The organism is Parasphingorhabdus sp., from assembly GCF_036964565.1.
GTDB lineage: Bacteria > Pseudomonadota > Alphaproteobacteria > Sphingomonadales > Sphingomonadaceae > Parasphingorhabdus.
Map to the genome: position 1 here is coordinate 290,982 of NZ_JBALTN010000002.1, position 17,936 is coordinate 308,917.

At 63.1% G+C, this 17,936-nt stretch carries 10 protein-coding genes; 8 read left to right on the forward strand and 2 right to left on the reverse strand.

Going from position 1 to position 17,936, the window contains the following annotated elements; genetic code table 11:
- Positions 1-35 precede the first annotated feature (35 nt).
- Complete coding sequence (gene dnaE / locus V7650_RS03425) at positions 36-3,539, forward strand: DNA polymerase III subunit alpha (protein ID WP_335654833.1); 3,504 nt, start codon at positions 36-38, stop codon at positions 3,537-3,539.
- 50 nt (positions 3,540-3,589) lie between these two features.
- Entirely contained in the window at positions 3,590-5,197 is a 1,608-nt protein-coding gene (locus tag V7650_RS03430; RefSeq protein ID WP_335654947.1) for a long-chain fatty acid--CoA ligase, read from the forward strand.
- Here the strand turns inward: V7650_RS03430 and V7650_RS03435 are convergent.
- A complete protein-coding gene (locus V7650_RS03435) occupies positions 5,194-6,291 on the reverse strand; it encodes a PA0069 family radical SAM protein (RefSeq protein WP_335654834.1) in 1,098 nt (365 codons plus the stop codon). The two genes, V7650_RS03430 and V7650_RS03435, sit on opposite strands and share 4 nt — an antisense overlap.
- Positions 6,292-6,339: 48 nt before the next feature.
- Entirely contained in the window at positions 6,340-6,867 is a 528-nt protein-coding gene (moaB, locus tag V7650_RS03440) for a molybdenum cofactor biosynthesis protein B (protein ID WP_335654835.1), read from the reverse strand.
- Positions 6,868-6,980: 113 nt separating this feature from the next.
- Between moaB and V7650_RS03445 the strand changes: the two genes are divergently transcribed.
- From V7650_RS03445 to addA, 6 genes are read left to right on the forward strand one after another with little or no spacing between them, the layout of a single operon-like run.
- The gene (locus tag V7650_RS03445; protein WP_335654836.1) at positions 6,981-9,332 is read left to right on the forward strand and encodes a sensor histidine kinase; all 2,352 of its coding nucleotides are present in this window, start codon (positions 6,981-6,983) and stop codon (positions 9,330-9,332) included.
- On the forward strand, positions 9,329-9,778 hold the full coding sequence (gene tsaE / locus V7650_RS03450; protein ID WP_442955249.1) for a tRNA (adenosine(37)-N6)-threonylcarbamoyltransferase complex ATPase subunit type 1 TsaE: 450 nt from the start codon (positions 9,329-9,331) through the stop codon (positions 9,776-9,778). Before V7650_RS03445 ends, tsaE begins: the two co-directional genes overlap by 4 nt.
- Positions 9,775-10,755, forward strand: a complete 981-nt coding sequence (locus V7650_RS03455) for an aminoglycoside phosphotransferase family protein (RefSeq protein ID WP_335654949.1) — start codon at positions 9,775-9,777, stop codon at positions 10,753-10,755. The genes tsaE and V7650_RS03455 overlap by 4 nt, the downstream gene beginning before the upstream one ends.
- The gene (locus V7650_RS03460) at positions 10,752-11,468 is read left to right on the forward strand and encodes a nucleotidyltransferase family protein (protein WP_335654837.1); all 717 of its coding nucleotides are present in this window, start codon (positions 10,752-10,754) and stop codon (positions 11,466-11,468) included. The genes V7650_RS03455 and V7650_RS03460 overlap by 4 nt, the downstream gene beginning before the upstream one ends.
- Positions 11,461-14,460 carry a double-strand break repair protein AddB gene (gene addB, locus V7650_RS03465; RefSeq protein ID WP_335654838.1) on the forward strand — a complete coding sequence of 1,000 codons (3,000 nt, stop codon included), beginning with the start codon at positions 11,461-11,463 and terminating at the stop codon, positions 14,458-14,460. The genes V7650_RS03460 and addB overlap by 8 nt, the downstream gene beginning before the upstream one ends.
- Positions 14,453-17,905 carry a double-strand break repair helicase AddA gene (gene addA, locus V7650_RS03470; protein WP_335654839.1) on the forward strand — a complete coding sequence of 1,151 codons (3,453 nt, stop codon included), beginning with the start codon at positions 14,453-14,455 and terminating at the stop codon, positions 17,903-17,905. Before addB ends, addA begins: the two co-directional genes overlap by 8 nt.
- Positions 17,906-17,936 lie beyond the last annotated feature (31 nt).

Genomic DNA, 17,936 nt, shown 5'->3' on the forward strand with positions numbered 1-17,936 from the left:
TAGGCAAGGCGGCATTACCCCGCTAGTCTGACTCCATGCCCCAAAATTCGTTTGTTCATCTCCGCACCTTCTCCGCCTATACGATCCTCGATGGCGCGATGGAGCCTGCGGTGATCGGCGCGGCCGCAAGGGAACGCGGTTTTCCGGCGGTTGCGCTATGCGACCGGATCGGACTTTTCGCTTCCATGGCGTTTGATGACGGCTGCCGGGCGCAGGGCGTTCAACCGATTACAGGCTGCTTCCTGAGAATAGCGCGGCCGGGCGGCGCCGATTCCGCCCGACCGGTTCTCGATTGGCTCGCGCTCTACGCGCAGGATGCCGAAGGCTATGAGAATCTCTGCAAGCTGGTTTCGGCTTCCCATCTGGACCGGCCGAGCGAGCTGGAGGCGCATGTGCCGATGGCCATGCTGGCGAGCCACAACGCCGGCCTGATCGCGCTGACCGGAGGCGGCGAGGGTGCGCTGGCGCGCCTCGTCGCGGAGCAACAGCAGGCGGAAGCCGAGGCCTATCTGTTGCAACTGCAGCAGCATTTTCCGGGTCGGCTCTACATCGAGCTGTCGCGGCGGGAGGACCCGGTCGAAGTCGCGGCGGAAGCCGGCCTGATTGCCCTGGCCATGGACCGGGATATTCCGCTGGTGGCAACCAATCCGAGCTGTTTTTCCGAGCCCGATTTTCATGAAGCGCACGACGCGATGAAGTGTATCGCACAGTCTGCCTATGTCGAGAATAACGACCGGGAAAAACCGTCCAGGCATCTCTGGATGAAAAGCGCCATGATCATGGAAGAGCTGTTTTCCGATATCCCCGAAGCCTTGCAGAACACCTTGGTGGTGGCGCAGCGGTGCGCCTTTTCTCCGCCCAAAAGAAGTCCGATCCTGCCCAGTCTGGCCGGCGATCTCGACGGCGAAATCGAGCAGTTGCGCCGCGACGCGACAGCCGGTCTGGAACAGCGACTGGCGCTGCTTGCCATCGCCGACCCCGACGAGCGCAAAATCTATTTCGACCGCCTCGGATTTGAGCTCGACGTCATCGTCAGCATGGGGTTTCCCGGCTATTTCCTGATCGTTGCCGACTTCATCAAATGGGCCAAGGACCAAGATATTCCGGTCGGTCCGGGCCGTGGTTCGGGCGCCGGCTCGGTGGTCGCCTGGGCGCTGACCATCACCGATCTCGATCCGATCAAGCTCGGTCTGCTGTTCGAGCGGTTTCTCAATCCCGAACGCGTGTCGATGCCGGATTTCGACATCGATTTCTGCGAAACCCGCCGTGGCGAGGTGATCCGCTATGTGCAGGAAAAATACGGCGACCGCCAGGTGGCGCAGATCATCACCTTCGGAAAACTGAAATCGCGAGCGGTATTGCGCGATGTCGGGCGCGTCCTGCAAATGCCCTATGGCCAGGTCGACCGCCTGACCAAGATGATACCGAATCATCCCACCGATCCTTGGGACCTGAAACGCTCGCTCAACGGCATTTCCGAACTGGCGCAGGAATATAAGCAGGCGGATGTAAAGCGATTGTTCGATCTGGCGATGAAGCTGGAAGGCCTGCCGCGGCACAGCTCGACCCATGCGGCTGGCGTCGTCATCGGTGACCGTCCGCTCGACCAGCTGGTGCCGCTGTACCGCGATCCGCGGTCCGACCTCCCGGTAACCCAGTTCGACATGAAATATGTCGAAAAGGCCGGTCTGGTGAAATTCGACTTTCTCGGCCTGAAAACCTTGTCGGTGCTGAAGAAGGCTGTGGAGCTGCTCGCCGAGCGCGGCATCAAGGTCGATCTTGACTCGTTGAGCTGGGAGGATGAAAAAGTCTTCCAATTGCTGCAGCGCGGCGAGACGGTCGGGGTGTTCCAGCTCGAATCCGAAGGCATGCGGCGCACGCTGGCGGCGGTCAAGCCGACCAATTTCGGCGACATTATCGCCCTCGTGTCCCTCTACCGGCCGGGCCCGATGGACAATATCCCGCTGTTCGGCGATCGCAAGAACGGCCGCGCCGAACTCGCCTATCCGCACCCGCTGCTCGAAGACATCCTCAAGGAAACCTACGGGATTTTCGTCTATCAGGAGCAGGTCATGCAGGCAGCGCAGATCATCGCCGGCTACTCGCTCGGCGAAGCTGATTTGCTGCGGCGAGCAATGGGCAAGAAAATCCAGGCGGAAATGGATGCGCAGCGCAGCCGGTTCGTCTCCGGTGCTGCCGAAAACGGACTGAATGCCACGCAGGCGAACGAATTGTTCGACTTGATCGACAAGTTTGCCGGCTATGGTTTCAACAAGAGCCACGCGGCCGCCTATGCGCTGCTTGCCTATCAGACCGCCTGGCTGAAGGCCCATCATCCCCACGAATTTTACGCGGCCTCGATGTGCTTCGACATGCACCAGTCCGACAAGCTCAGCATTTTTGTCGATGACATGAAGCGGCTCGGTGTCACCGTTCTGGGTCCGGCGATCAACCGGAGCCGGCCGAATTTCTCGGTAGAGGAACAGCCCGACGCGCTGCTCGCCGTCCGTTACGCGCTCGCTGGCCTGAAGAACGTCGGCGAAAAGGCGATGCAGGCGGTCGTGGCCGAGCGTTCCGCGAAAGGCCCGTTCTCGTCGATCGAAGATATTGCCAACCGCATCGACCCGCATGGCCTGAACAAGCGACAGCTGGAAAGCCTGGCCTCGGCAGGCGCGTTCGACGAGCTCGAGCCCAATCGCGCGGCGATCCATGACGGGGCCGACATGATCCTGTCGGTCGCCAACAGCGCCGCCGATGCCCGGGAAAGCGGGCAGGGGGGATTGTTCGGAGAAGGCAGCGCCGGGGGCGACATGCAGGTGATCCGGTTGCCGGCGAACAGCAACTGGTCGCTCAGCGAAATCATGGTTCATGAACGCGACGCGTTCGGTTTCTATTTCTCCGCCCACCCCGTTTCCCAGTTCCAGGCGGTAACGGCTTCGCTAGGAGCGCTGACCTATGCCGCGCTGTGCAGCGAGGGCCCGATTGGCGAAGGCGTTCGCAAGCCGGCGGTAATGGCGGCGTTGATCGAAAAGATCCGCTGGCGCGACAGCCGCAGGGGAAACCGGTTTGCACTCGCGGATCTTTCCGACAGCAGCGGCCAGTTTTCGGGCAGCTGCTTTGAAGAGGAACAGTGCAAGATTCTGGCGGAACTCGCGGATCATGGAGGGTGCGCCTTGCTCCATGTCGAACTCGACCAGCGGTCGGACGACGAAAGCCCCCGCGTCGCGATCCGGAGGGTTCAGCCGCTCGACGGACTGGAGAAAACCACCCGGACGCGCATGGAGCTGGAGGTTCACGATATCGATGCGCTGCACGAGCTGACCAATCTCGTCGCTCCGCTGGTTGGTGGCCAGAGTGAACTGGTGGCCACCATGGCCGGACCGGACGGCGACCCGGTCAAGGTCTGCCTGGGAAGGTCTTTCCGTCTCGACGCCGAAACGGTCGAGATGCTGGACCGTGTTCAGGGCCTGTCCGGCGTACGGCTGGGCCCTGCCCGGCCGATGCGGGTGGCAAAACCCAAATTAAGGCTTGTCAGCTAGCGCTAAACATACCAGAAACCGGCCAAATTCAAACTGTCTGGAGAGATATGATGGCCGGTGCAATGCAAGCGAGTTCGCTCAAGATTACCAATTTGATCGATCACGCGGCACGGGAACATGGCCCCCGCGAGATTGTCAGCTACTGGGCCGATGGCAGCGTGGCGCGCAGCAACTGGGCGGAAATAGGTCTGGAATCGCGCAAATTCTCTCAGGCCATGCAGCGCCTCGGCATGAAAAAGGGGGATCGCATCGCGACGATCGCGATGAACCACGCGCACCATCTGATCAGCTGGTACGGTTCGGCCGGCATCGGCGGTATCCTGCACACGGTCAATCCGCGCCTTTTCGAGGAACAGCTCGTCTATATCATCAACCACGCCGAAGATCGTGTGCTGCTGTTCGACAAGATGTTCACGCCGATTGTCGAAATGATCAAGCCGCAGCTCAAGACCGTCGAACATTATATCCAGTTTGACGGGGAAAAGGGCGCCTATCCGACGTTCCGGGAACTGGTTGATGCGGAAGATGGCAATTTTGAATGGGTGGAAGTCGACGAAAACGATCCCTGCGGCCTCTGTTACACCAGTGGGACAACCGGCAATCCCAAGGGCGTGCTCTACGAGCATCGGTCCAATGTCCTGCACGCGATCACCGAAGTGCAGCCCGATGTCATGGATCTGGCGACCCGCTCGGTGATGCTCCCGGTCGTGCCGATGTTCCACGCCAATGCCTGGGGCTTGCCCTTTGCCTGCGCGGCGGTCGGAGCCAAGATGGTTTTCTCCGCCAGCAACGACGCACAGGTCCTGTGGAAGCTGATCCGCGAGGAAGGCGTGACGCACAGCGCCGGTGTGCCGACGGTCTGGCTGTCGATGTTTGCCGACATGGATGCCAATGGCGGCGATTATGGCAAGCTCGGGGTCGTCGTGATCGGCGGTTCCGCCTGTCCGCGGTCGATGATAGAGCGGCTGATGAAAAACAACATCCGCGTTGCCCACGCCTGGGGCATGACCGAAACGTCCCCGATCGGCACCACCGGCGCGCTGCCGGCCAACTGGGATGACCTGACCTTCGACCAGCAGGTGGACGTGATCTGCAAGCAGGGCCGGCCGCCCTTTGGCGTGGAATTGCGCGTGATCGACGAGGATGGCAATATCGCGCCGCGCGATGGCAAGACGAGCGGGACCCTGGAAGTACGCGGTCCGTGGATCATCAAGCGTTATTATCGCGCGGACGAGAATGCGGTCGAGGACGATGATTGGTTCGATACCGGCGATGTCGCCGTCCTCCATCCGGACGGAACCATGCAGATCACCGACCGGGCCAAAGATGTGATTAAGTCCGGCGGCGAATGGATCAGTTCGATCGAGCTGGAAAATGCCGCCGTCGGCTGCCCAGGGGTTGCCGAAGCTGCTGCGGTCGGCGTCTATCATCCGAAATGGGACGAACGGCCGCTGCTGCTTGTGGTACGCAAACCCGGCAGCACGGTGTCGCAAGCGGACGTTATTAGCTATCTTGGCGACAAGGTGGCGAAATGGTGGTTGCCGGACGAGGTGAAATTTGTCGATGAACTGCCACACACCGCAACCGGCAAGATCCTGAAGCGGGCGTTGCGCGATGAATATAAGGACTATCAGCTGAGCAGCCTGGTCGACGCCTAGAACAGTTCAAGCTGACTGCCGTTGATGCGGGGCCTCTGGAACAGGTCCGTTCTCAGCGTCACTTTGCCCCTGCCAAGGCCCGCCTTGCGTGCAGCGATCGCCAGTCGCGTGCGGATCAGGTCGGCCCACGGACCCTGCCCGCGCATCCGGCTGTGAAATGAGGGATCATTGCGCTTGCCGCCGCGCATCTGCCGGACGATGCTCATCACTTTCGCATGGCGCTCGGGATAATGGGTTTCCAGCCACTGCTCGAACAGTGGCGCGACTTCATGCGGCAGGCGCATCGGAATGAACGACACCGATTTTGCACCACTTTCTGCCGCCGCGGCGACGATGGCTTCAATCTCGTGATCGGTGATCGCCGGCACCACCGGCGCGATGTTGACATGGACGTGGATGCCCGCGTCGCTCAGCGTCCTGACTGCTTCCAGCCGGCGGGCCGGGGCAGGTGCCCTCGGCTCCAGTCGCCGCGCGGTCTGCGGGTCGAGCGTCGTGATCGAAATGGCCACTGCTGTCAGCTGCCGTTCGGCCAGTTGAGTCAGCAGATCAATGTCCTGAACCACCCGGTTTGATTTGGTCGTGACGACAACCGGATGCAGTGTCTCCAGCATCACCTCTAGGATCTGCCGGGTGATCCGATAGCGATCCTCGATCGGCTGATATGGGTCTGTGTTGGTGCCGATGGCGAGGCGGTCAGGCCTGTAATTGGGCTTGGCAAAAGTCTGGCGGAGCAGCTCGGCGGCATTCGGCTTGGCAAAAAGCCTGCTTTCGAAGTCCAGCCCCGGCGACAGGTCATGATAGGCGTGCGTCGGACGGGCGTAGCAATAGACGCACCCATGTTCGCATCCGCGATAGGCGTTGATCGAGCGGTCAAAGGGCAGGTCGGGGGAGCTGTTGTAGTTGATGATCGATTTGGGAAATTCGACCGTAACCTCGGTTTTCAGCTTGCCTGCGCTGTCGCCGATCCGGTCGCGTTCGTCCAGCCAGTCCCCGTCCATCTCCCGGTCCTGCAGATTGAACCGCTGCGGCACCGCATTGGAAGGCGCGCCCCGGCCTTTCCGGACGTCGGGATAAGGTTCGTTCTTTGGTTGCATTTGCTTCTCATACTATGAGAACATAAAAAGAACAAATGGATTGAATCGCTATTTTTCAAGCAGTCTCGGGATCAGTTCGACAAAATTGCAGGGGCGATGCCGGCTGTCCAGCTGGCTGTCCAGGATGCCGTCCCATCCGTCCTTCACGGCGCCATTGGAGCCGGGCAGGGCAAAGATATAGGTGCCGCGTGCCACTACCGCGCAGGCCCGCGACTGGACGGTCGAGGTGCCGATTTTCTCGATGCTGAGAAAGCGAAACAGCTCTCCGAATCCCGGAATGTCCTTGTCCTTGACCGCGTTCAGCGCCTCCGGGGTTATGTCGCGCCCGGTCAGGCCGGTGCCGCCGGTGGTGATGATGACATCGACCTGTTCGTCGTCGATCCACTGGTGCAGCTGCGCCACCAGGATCGCCTTTTCGTCCCGCAACAGGTTTCGGTACAACAGGATATGACCCTTTTGGACGATCCGTTCGGCCAGGATGTCCCCGGATGTGTCTTCCTTGCGCGTCCGCGTGTCGGACACGGTCAGCAACGCGATATTGATCGGTTTGAAGGTTCGGCTTTGGTCAATCGGCATGGTGGCTCTCCGCTTTGTCGCGACGCCGGGGTTAGCCTAGTGTTCGGTGCTTTTCCAAGTCATAAAGAATAGGGGTTTTCGCGGGTTAACTATGCGTCTAATCGCATTAGTCAATGTCGAACGTCCCGGATCTCACCGCTGTCATTTTGGGCCTCATTCTGGCTGCCTGGCTGGGTGCTGCCGCTTGGGCGATCTGGTCCGGCCTGGCGATGAAGAGCAAGGCTGCGACCGTGTTGCGGCAGTCCGGACGGGTGGGACGCCTGCTGGAAACGTCACCCGCGCTGCCATTGCTGGTCCGTTCCGACGGCAAGCTCGAGGCTTCGCAGCGTCTGATGCACTGGCTGGGTTTTGATCATCTCCCGGCGCATATTTCCGAGTTGCATGAGCCGTCTCGCGGGATGGTGCAGGAAGATCTCGATGGGCTGATGCAGGACGTTAACCTGGCCCAGAAAACCGGCAGCAGTTTCGTCCGCGCGATCAAGGTCGGTGGGTCCGACAAGGCGCTGCTGATCCGGGGCGGGCTGGCGGATCAGAAGATTGCCCCGAACGGCAGTGCGCTGCTGTGGGTCTTCGATGCAACCGACAGCGAAGGACAGATTGCCCGGCTGCGCGACGAGAAGGAAGCTGCCCGTGCCGCATTTGACGCGCTGTCCGCTCTGATCGAGGCGGCCCCGGTGCCGATGTGGCACCGCTCTCCCGACCTGCGGCTCACCTTGGTCAACAGTGCCTATGTCGCTGCTGTCGATGCCGAAAATGGTGAGCAGGTTGTCTCGGCCGGGATCGAGCTGGTGGAAACGACCAACGGCTTCAGCCCCGCCGATGCAGCGGCCCGGGCAAAGGAAAAGGGCGCCCCGCTGGAGCGGATTGTTGCGACCACGGTCGGTGGCGAACGGCGCATGACCCAGGTGGTGGACGTGCCGCTCGGAAAATCGGGAATTGCCGGCTATGCGATCGACATCCAGGAACTCGACGAGGCGCGCCGCGAGCAGCGCCGGTTCGCGGAATCGCAGCGTGACATGCTCGACCGGATTTCTGCCGGCGTCGCGCAGTTCGATGCCGACCGGTCCCTGAGATTCTGCAATCTCCCGTTCCAGCGCATTTTTTCGCTGCGCCAGCAATGGATAGCCGACCGGCCGGAATTCCCGCGCGTGCTGGATCGCATGCGTGAAATGAACCGGATTCCCGAAGTCCGCGATTTTCCGGAATGGCGGGAGGAACGGGCCGGCTGGTTCAAGGCTGCCAGGGCGATCGAAGAAAACTGGCTTCTGGCCGACGGCACCCATCTGCGCGTGCTGGCCAATCCAACGCCGGACGGCGGCTTGCTGGTCATTTTCGAGGACCGCACCGAACAGGTGCAGCTGGCCAGCGCCCGCGATACCCTGCTGCGGGTCCGGACCGCGACCTTCGACAATCTGTTTGAATCCCTCGCGGTGTTCGCGGCGGACGGAAAGCTGAATATCTGGAACCACCAGTTTGCCAGCAACTGGGGCCTGGACGAAGCCGAACTGGGCAAGCATCCCCGCGTCGATTCGCTGATGCAGAAAATGGCGGGGCAGCTGAAGCAGCCTGCCCGCATTTCCGAAGTCCGCGAAATGGTGCGCAGCGCGACGACCGAACGCGAGCAAAGGGGTGGACGGCTGAACTTTGCCGACGGACGGCGCTATGAATTCGCGGCAATCCCGCTGCCCGACGGCAATGCCCTGTTTACCATGCTCGACATTTCCGACAGCTACCGCATCGAACAGGCGCTGCGCGAGCGCAACGAGGCGCTGGTCGAGGCCGATTCGATCAAGGGGCGCTTCCTGTCCAACATGAGCTATGAATTCCGCACGCCGCTGACCTCGATTGGCGGATTTGCCGAGTTGCTCGATCAGGGCATTGCCGGACCGCTGACCGATCAGGGCCACGAATATGTGCGGGCGATCCTGCAATCCGTCAAACGGCTGGGCAACCAGATCGAAAATGTCCTGGACCTGAGCCAGAGCGAGGCCGGCGCGCTGCCGATCGCCAAGGAAAAGGTCAATCTGAACCGGATGATCGAGGATATCGCGGCGCGTTTTGCGGACGATGCGGCGGCGGCCCGGATCGAAGTGGAACTGCAACTGGACGAGAAGCTGGGATCGGCGATGGCCGACAAGAAGCGGCTCGGCCAGGCGATTTCGCAGATTGTCGACAATGCGGTCAAATATACCGGCACCGGCGGGCGGCTGCTGATCCACGGGTCGGGCAATGTGAAGCAGGCGCTGATCCACATTTCGGACAACGGTCCCGGCATGACCGCTGGCGAGCAGTCGAAGGTGTTCGACAGCTTTGCGCGATCCCGTGACCAGAAGGCCGGCGACAAATCCGGCGGGCTCGGCCTGCCGCTCGCTCGCCAGCTGGTGCGCGCCCATGGCGGGGACCTGACGCTGACGTCCGAACCGGGGCAGGGCACGCTGGTCACCCTGCAGCTGCCGAGGCAATGATGCGGATATTGCAGGATGAGCAGGCAACGCTGGCGATCGGCCGGGAGCTGGGCGCACTGCTCCGGGCGGGCGACAAGGTCGCCCTGAGCGGAACGCTTGGGGCCGGGAAAACGACCCTGGCCCGGGGAATCCTCGAGGGATTGGGCTATGGGGGCGAGGTGCCCAGCCCGACCTTCGCGATTGTCCAGCAATATGAGCCGCCGGAGACACGCTTGCCGGTCGCCCATGTCGACCTTTACCGGATCGAGGAACCGGAAGAAATTCAGGAACTGGGGCTGGATGACGCGCTGATCGACGGAGCGATGGTCGTGGAATGGCCCGACCGAATGTCGGACCGCTTCTGGACCGACGCGCTCAGGATTACACTGGAAATAACGGGGGAGGGCAATCGCCGGTTGACTTGGAACGCCGGGGACGCTTGGAATGATCGATGGCCACTGACATGAAACCGCCCGCCGCTGCTGCGATGTTCCTGAAATCAAGCGGATGGGCCGATGCGCAGCTTTCGCCGGTGGCGGGGGACGCGTCGTTCCGGCGCTATTTCCGCGTACACGATGGCGACCGCCGGGCGATCCTGATGGATGCGCCGCCGCCGCACGAAGATCCGCGACCGTTCATCGCGATCGCCGAGCATCTGAAAAATACCGGCTTTGCCGCACCGGAGATTTTCGCCCGCGACCTGACCCATGGCCTGGTGCTGCTGGAGGATTTCGGCGACCAGCGGATGCGCGAGCATCTCGACGAGCGGCCGGAGAAGGAAGAGGCGATCTATCGCCAGGTGATCGACCTCTTGCGGCAGCTCCATCGCCATCCGGCGGCGCCGGTTCCGGCCTATGACGAGGCGCAATATCTGCGGGAAGCCAACCTGCTGACCGAATGGTATTGCCCGGCGCAGCAGCTTGCCGTGGATGCGGCCGGGTTCGAGGCCTGCTGGCGCGCTCTGCTGGCACCGGTGATCGCCGCCCAGGATCCGCCGGTCACGGTGCTGCGCGACTATCACGCCGAAAATATCATGCTGCTGGGCGACAACCGGCTCGGCCTGCTCGATTTCCAGGACGCCCTCGCCGGGCATCCCGCCTATGACCTCGTGTCGATGCTGCAGGACGCCCGCCGCGACGTGCCGGATGATCTCGAGGAAAAGATGCTGGCCCATTATCTCGCCGACCACAGCGCGCCGGCGGCGGAGGAATTCCGGCGCCACTATGCGATCCTCGGCGCGCAGCGCAACACCAAGATCATCGGCATATTCACTCGTCTGTCGGTGCGCGACGGCAAGCAGCGCTATCTCGACTTCCTGCCCCGGATGTGGGGCCTGCTGGAAAAGGACCTGCGCCATCCTGCGCTTCAGCCGATGGCGGCATGGTTCGATGTCAATATACCGCACGCCATCCGTAGCCGGCCGATACCGGAAGCGACCCCATGACCCAGATCGACACCGCAATGATCATGGCGGCGGGGCTGGGCACCCGGATGCGGCCGCTCACCGACGACCGACCCAAGCCGCTGGTCGAAGTCGCCGGCCGGCCGATGATCGATCACTGCCTGGACAAGCTGGCCCGGGCCGGGGTGGAGACGGTGATCGTCAACGTTCATTACCGCGCGGACCAGATGGAAGCGCATCTCGCTGCCTTGCCCTTTCCTGGGAAAATCCTTGTCTCGGACGAACGGGTACAACTGATGGAAACCGGCGGCGGACTGGTGCAGGCCGAACCGCTGATCGCGGCGGAGACGTTTTTCTGCCTCAACAGCGACAATCTGTGGACCGACGGGCCGGTCAGCAGTCTCCACCGGCTGGCGCAAGCCTGGGACGACCAGAAGATGGACGCGCTGCTGCTGTTGGTGCAACGCAGCGCAGCGCATAATTACCAAGGCGCCGGTGATTTCCATCTCGATTCCGAGAATCGCATTTCCCGCAAGCTTGCCGGACAGGAGGCACCGCTGATTTTCTCGGGCATCCAGCTGTTGTCGAGGCGGTTGCTGCGCGATCCGCCGTCCGGTCCGTTCTCGACCAATATGCTCTGGCAGCGGGCGATTGGCGAAGGGCGGCTGCATGGCCTGATCCACGAGGGCCAATGGTTCGAGGTCGGTTCGCCGGAGGCGATTGCGCCGACGGAAGCCGCGCTGGCGGATGCCTGACCGCCGCCGGCCATCGATCTACAATATCGCCGCGCACGGCGGCTTTGCCGATGCCCTGGCACAAGGCCTGGTTGATCGCTTTGCGAAAGATGCGTTCGGTCTGGCGCGGGGCCTGGTCATCCTGCCAAACAACCGCGCCCAGCGCGCCCTGCAGGAAGCCTTTGTCCGGATCAGCGAAGACGGACTGCTGCTGCCGCAAATGGCGGTGATCGGCGATCTCGACCTTGACGAGTCGATCGGCGTCGCTCTCGATTCCGGGGAATTGGCGCTGGATATTCCGGCGGCGGTCGACCCGATGGATCGCCTGCTGACGCTGGCGCGCCTGATCCAGAAGGAAATGGGCCGCCGCGACGATCCTGTCCTGGCCAAGGACGCGCTGCGTCTGGCGCGCGAATTTGCCCGCACGCTCGACCAGCTTAACGTCGAGGAAATCTCGCTGGCCGACCTGCGGAACACCGAGCCCGACAGCCTCGACCTGTCGAGCCACTGGCAGGATTCCTACCGCTTCTTCCTGGTCATCGCGGACCAGTGGCAGCAGCAGCTGGCGCAATGGCAGCGGGTCGACCAGGCCGAGCGCCGCAACGCGCTGTTCGACCATATTGCAGCACGCTGGCGGGCCGCGCCGCCCGGCCATTTTGTTGTCGCGGCGGGCATCACCACCTCCGCGCCTGCGGTCGCCCGGTTTCTGGAAACCATCTCGTTCATGCCGTCCGGCATGGTGGTGTTGCCCAATCTTGACCTGATCATGCCGGACGAGGAATGGGACCAGCTCGGACCGTTCCGGCCGGACCCCGTGACCGGCCACATGCAGCGCGCGCAGGAAACCCATCCGCAATATCATATGAAACTGCTGCTCGAGCGCATGTCGATCGCGCGCGGCGAAGTCCTGCGCTGGCCGCGCACCTGTGAAAGCGGAGCAGCGGCAAGGCGCAGCCGCGCGCTCAGCCACGCCTTCGCGATTCCGAAGCTGACGGTCCGCTGGCAGGGCCTGGACAGTGCCGAGCGCAGCCTGGCCGGCGTGCACACGGTCGAGGCGCGCAACAGCGCCGAGGAAGCCCAGATTGTCGCCCTGCTCGCCCGCGAGGCGATCGAGGACCCCCGGCAGCGGGTGGCGATCGTCACCCCCGACCGGTCGCTGGCGACCCGCATATCGGCCCACCTAAAGCGCTGGGATATCCAGGTCGATGATACCGCGGGCCAGCCGCTGGCAAAGTTGCCGGAAGGTGTGTTCTTCCTGAACCTGCTCTCCGCACTCGCCGAGGGCTTTCCGCCGGCCGAATTCCTCGCCCTGCTCAAGCATCCGCTGGTGCAGCGCGGAGACGACCGGCTGCAATGGCTGGACAATGTGCGCAAGCTCGACCTGCTGATGCGCGGTCCGCGCCCGGCGCCCGGCCTCGCCGGCATCGACGGTTTGCTGCGCACCGAAAATTATCGGACGGAGCGGCTTCGCAAGGCGGTGGCCCCTTGGTGGCAGTCGGTGCGCGCGATATTTGCGGAAACAGATGGTCTGCTCGTTGCACCGCTCGACTGGGCCCGATTGCTCGACGGATTGCAGCAGCTCGCCGGAAAGCTGACCGGCGGGGCGGTATGGGCCGGGCCGGGCGGGCGGGAGCTGGCCGACCTTCTGACCAGGCTGCAGATGCGCGCCGCAATGGGCCCGCTCCGGATCGCTGCGAACGAATTGCCGGGATATTTCGAGACGCTGATGGCCGAAATTTCCGTTCGCCCGCCCTATGGCGGCCATCCGCGCATCGCCCTTTACGGCTTGCTGGAGGCGCGGCTGCAGCAGTCGGAGCTGGTCATCTGCGCGGGCCTGAACGAAGGCAGCTGGCCGCAGGCAATCACCCCGGACCCCTGGCTCGCGCCGATGATCCGCAAGGCGCTCGGCCTGCCGGCGCAGGAACGGCAGATCGGCCTTTCGGCGCATGATCTGGTGGGGGCGATGGGCGCGCGGCAGGTGATTCTGTCCCGCGCCCGCCGCGATGATTCCGGACCGGCCATCGCCTCGCGTTTCCTGCTGCGCCTGAAGGGCATGTGCGGGGACAATCTCAGGCCTCATGCCGCGGCGCAGAGCTGGCTGGCTGCACTGGACCAACCGCAGAACGGCTCTCTGCCCTATGCCCGCCCGGCACCGATGCCGAGCGCAGAGCAGCGGCATATTTCCGTTTCGGTCACCCAGGTCGACAGTCTGATCGCGGATCCCTATGCATTTTATGCGAAGAAGATCATGGGATTTGCCGCGCTCGACCGGATCGATGCCGAGCCCAGCATGGCGTGGCGGGGCACCATCATTCACGATATTCTCGACCAGTGGGCGAAACAGGATGACTTTGCGCCGGAAGCGCTGCTGGATCGTGCGAGGCATTTCCTCGCCGACCCGACTCTTCATCCGCTGGTGCGCAGCCTTTGGGCGCCGCGTCTGCTCGAGGGTCTCGAGTGGATTGCCGGAACGGTCGCGGACAATCGCAAGGCGGGCCGGGAGCCGATCGCGTCGGAAATCGCCGGCAAGGCCGAGATCGCCGGAGTGACCTTGTCGGGCATCGCCGACCGCATCGACCGGACACCGGAGGGCGGTCTTGCGATCGTCGACTACAAGACCGGTGGTGCCCCCAGCAACCGGGCGGTGGTCGAAGGCTTCAACCTGCAACTCGGACTGCTGGCCGCGATTGCGGAGATGGGCGGTTTCCCGGATATCGCGGGCGAGGCGCAGGCCTTTGAATATTGGTCGCTGGCCAAAGCCGGCGGCACCGACAGTTTCGGCCATGTCAAATCGCCGACCAAGGGTCGCGGCGACAATATCATCGCGGCCGATGCAATGGTCGACCATGCCGTAGCCCGGTTCAACGAGGCGGCGGATCGCTATATTCTTGGCAATGCACCGATGACGGCCAAGCTGCATCCCGAATATGCCCGCTATGCCGATTATGACCAGCTGATGCGGCTGGAAGAATGGTACGGGCGCGCGCCGGCGGAGGCCATCGACGATGAGTAGCGGCAAGCCCAAAATCTTCCCGCTGAAGGACAGGCAGATCGACGCGGTCGAGCCTCGCGCCCATATCTGGCTCAGCGCCTCGGCCGGAACCGGCAAGACCCAGGTGCTGACCGCGCGCGTGTTTCGCCTGCTGCTGACCGAAAAGGTCGATCCCGAGCATATTCTGTGCCTTACGTTCACGAAGGCCGGTGCTGCCGAAATGGCCGAACGGATCAATAGGCAACTGGCCGCATGGGTGCGGATGGAAGACACGTTGCTAGCGGACGACCTCGCCGCGATTGGTGCTTCAACCGGTCCCGAGACCCGTGATCGCGCCCGCACCCTGTTCGCCCGCGTGCTGGACGCCCAGGGCGGCGGCCTGCGGATCATGACGATCCACGGCTTCTGCCAGTCGCTGCTCGCCTCCTTTCCGGAAGAGGCCGGCATTGCCTCGATGTTCAAGCCGATCGAGGCACGCGACCAGAAGATTCTGGCGCGCGAGGCGCTCGGCGACCTTTTGCACGAAGAGGAGCGGGCAGGGCGGCCGGAGATACTCGAAGCGATCCAGCGCCTGAGCGTGCGGATGGGCGAAGAAGCAACCGAACAGTTTCTGATGACCTGCGCGACCAAGGCCGATGCCATGGAGAACCTGGCAACCGGCGTGTTGCCCTTTGTCCGCAGCCTGCTGGGACTACCGATCGACGGCGATGCGCAAACGTGGCTGGCCCAACGCTGCACCGACGAGGCGATCGATCTCCGCGCGATCACGCTGCTGCGCGATGCCATGGCGGAATTTGGCGGCAAGATGGAACAGGAACGTCAGCTCGCGATACGCCTGTGGCTCAATCTCGATCCGCCGAACCGCGCCGCCGCGCTGGCCGATGTTCATCTGGCCTGGGCGACGAAGACGACCGGTGCGCCGCCGAAGGCGACCAAGGGCCTATTGAAAGCCCTGCCGGACTATGATTTCATCGCTGGTTCGCTGTTCGACTGGAGCAGCGGGCTGCTCGAACAGGCGGCACTGTTCGAATATGCCGACCTGTATGCCGGTGCGCTGCAAGCCGGTCGCGCCTTCTATCACCGCTATGCCGATGCCAAGAAACTGCACGGCGTCGTCGATTTCGACGACATGATCCGGATGACCGCGCGGCTGCTGCAGAAAAGCGACATGGCGGCCTGGATCCGCTACAAGCTGGACCAGCGCACCGATCATATCCTGATCGATGAAGCGCAGGATACCAATATCGCGCAATGGGACATCGTCCGCGCTCTCGCCGAAGAATTTTTTGCCGGCATCGGTGCCGACCCGGACCGCCACAGGACTTTGTTTACCGTCGGCGATTTCAAGCAGGCCATTTTCGGCTTTCAGGGCACCAGTCCGCACAATTATGCCAGCGCCCGCACCGGCTTTTTTGCGCTGGCCGAGGCTTCGGAGCAAAAGTTCGGCAACCTGTCGCTGGATCGCAGCTTTCGCTCGACCCCGCCGATCCTCGACGTGGTCGATGCGACGCTTGACCAGCTCAGCCACGAACAGCTCGGGCTCGACCAGCGCGTTCCGGAGCATCGCAGCAACTATCAGGGTGCCGGCGGCAGCGTGTCGCTCTGGAAGCCGGTCGCCAGCGGCCGCAACGGCGATGACGACGACGAGGAATCCTGGGCCAGCGAAGAAAAGCGGGTGTTCGCGCAAAATCTGGCCGTCCAGATACGGCAGTGGCTGTCGCCGGGCAATCCGTTGTGGCTGGATCGGGAAAACCGCGCGCTGCAACCGAAGGATATCCTGATCCTGGTCAGCAAGCGCGACGAGCTCAGCGGCCTGATCGTCGCCCGCCTGTTTGCGGAAAATGTGCCCGTCGCCGGGATCGACCGTATCCGGCTCAACCAGCCGCTGGTCGTGCAGGATCTGCTGGCAGCAATCCGCTTCGTGCTGCAGCCGAACGACGATCTCAATCTGGCCAGCCTGCTGGTCTCGCCCCTGCTCGGCTGGTCGCAGGACGACCTCCTCGCTCGCGGCTACCGCGGCAAGGCCCATGCGGAGCAGAGCCTGTGGGAATATTTGCGCCGGCAGGGCGGGCTGGAAGAGGAAATCCGGCCGCTGATGCAACTGCTGGCGATGGCCGATTTCAACACGCCCTACCAGTTTCTCGAGACGATATTGTCCGGACCGATGCAGGGACGGAGCAAATTGCTGGCGCGGCTCAGCCACGCAGCGGTCGATCCGCTGGACGAACTGCTTGCGACGGCACTGGCCTTCGAGCGCGACCATATCCCGACGCTGCAGGGTTTTCTCGACTGGTTTGACCGCGGCGACGTCGAGATCAAGCGCGAGCAGGTAGAGGGCGGCAACGAGGTGCGGCTGATGACCGTGCACGGCGCCAAGGGGCTGCAGGCACCGCTGGTGATCCTTGCCAATGCGACCTTTGACCCTGCAAACAAGAAAAGCGGCGGCTTTGCGATCAAGCTTGGGGAACAGGCGGGTCTGGACCTTGCCTATCCGGTGGTCCCGCTGCGCAAGCCCGAGCGGGTTGGCGTCCTCGCCGCACATGCCGCGCAAGCGGATAAAATTGCGATGGAGGAGCATTGGCGGCTGCTGTACGTCGCCATGACCCGGGCTGAAGAGCATCTGGTGGTCGCCGGAACGCTCGGACCCAGGGCGAGGGGCGAGGTGCCGGAACTCAGCTGGTATGCTGCCATCGAGCGCGGGTTGATGACGCTGGGCTGCGAATGGCGCGACGATCCGCGCTGGATCGCGGTGCGGGATTATCGCGTGGAAGGCCGGAACGCGGTGCCGGGCACGGGCTCGGATTCGGACGAGCGACTGCTCGACGACACTGCGGTTTCGGCACCGGAATGGCTGTTCCTGCCAGCCCCGGAAGAATCGCGGCCGCCCCGGCCGCTGACGCCCTCGCATCTCGGCCCCGACGATGCCAGCAATCCGCCGCCCGATATCTCCATGCGCGATGCGGCCGAGCGCGGTATCCTGCTGCACAGCCTGTTTCAGCGCCTTCCGGATATCGCACCCGAGCGCCGCCACGCCGTCGCCGACCGCTGGCTGGAAAAGCAGAAGCAGGTGACGGACGCAGCCAGACGGGCAGAAATGATCGATACCGTGCTTGCGGTGATGGACAATCCGCAATGGGTGGCGCTGTTTGCCCCGGACAGCCTGGCCGAGGCACCGATCGCAGCGGTCGTCCAGGACCATGTCATTTCCGGCACGGTCGACCGGTTGCTGATCACCGATGATCATATCTATGTCGTCGACTTCAAGACCGGTCGCCGCGTGCCCGGCGACGCAGGGCAGGCGCCGGTTGCCTATCTGCGGCAGATGGCGGCCTATGTCGCCGCGCTGCAGAAAATCTTCCCCGGCCGCCCGATCAGGGCGGGGCTGCTCTACTCCCACGGGCCGGAAATGCTCGAGGTCCCGACAGAGCTTCTCGAACGGCACAAGCCGGGCTTGGAGCGAATATGAAAATCCTTTCTGCCAAGATGCTTGAGCGAAG

Bases quoted from the DNA above. Each gene is read 5' to 3' on its own strand.
- tsaE (WP_442955249.1), top strand. From the start codon at position 9,329: ATGATGCGGATATTGCAGGATGAGCAGGCAACGCTGGCGATCGGCCGG.
- addA (WP_335654839.1), top strand. From the start codon at position 14,453: ATGAGTAGCGGCAAGCCCAAAATCTTCCCGCTGAAGGACAGGCAGATC.
- moaB (WP_335654835.1), bottom strand. From the start codon at position 6,867: ATGCCGATTGACCAAAGCCGAACCTTCAAACCGATCAATATCGCGTTG.
- addB (WP_335654838.1), top strand. From the start codon at position 11,461: ATGCCTGACCGCCGCCGGCCATCGATCTACAATATCGCCGCGCACGGC.
- V7650_RS03435 (WP_335654834.1), bottom strand. From the start codon at position 6,291: ATGCAACCAAAGAACGAACCTTATCCCGACGTCCGGAAAGGCCGGGGC.
- V7650_RS03455 (WP_335654949.1), top strand. From the start codon at position 9,775: ATGAAACCGCCCGCCGCTGCTGCGATGTTCCTGAAATCAAGCGGATGG.
- V7650_RS03430 (WP_335654947.1), top strand. From the start codon at position 3,590: ATGGCCGGTGCAATGCAAGCGAGTTCGCTCAAGATTACCAATTTGATC.
- V7650_RS03445 (WP_335654836.1), top strand. From the start codon at position 6,981: ATGTCGAACGTCCCGGATCTCACCGCTGTCATTTTGGGCCTCATTCTG.
- V7650_RS03460 (WP_335654837.1), top strand. From the start codon at position 10,752: ATGACCCAGATCGACACCGCAATGATCATGGCGGCGGGGCTGGGCACC.
- dnaE (WP_335654833.1), top strand. From the start codon at position 36: ATGCCCCAAAATTCGTTTGTTCATCTCCGCACCTTCTCCGCCTATACG.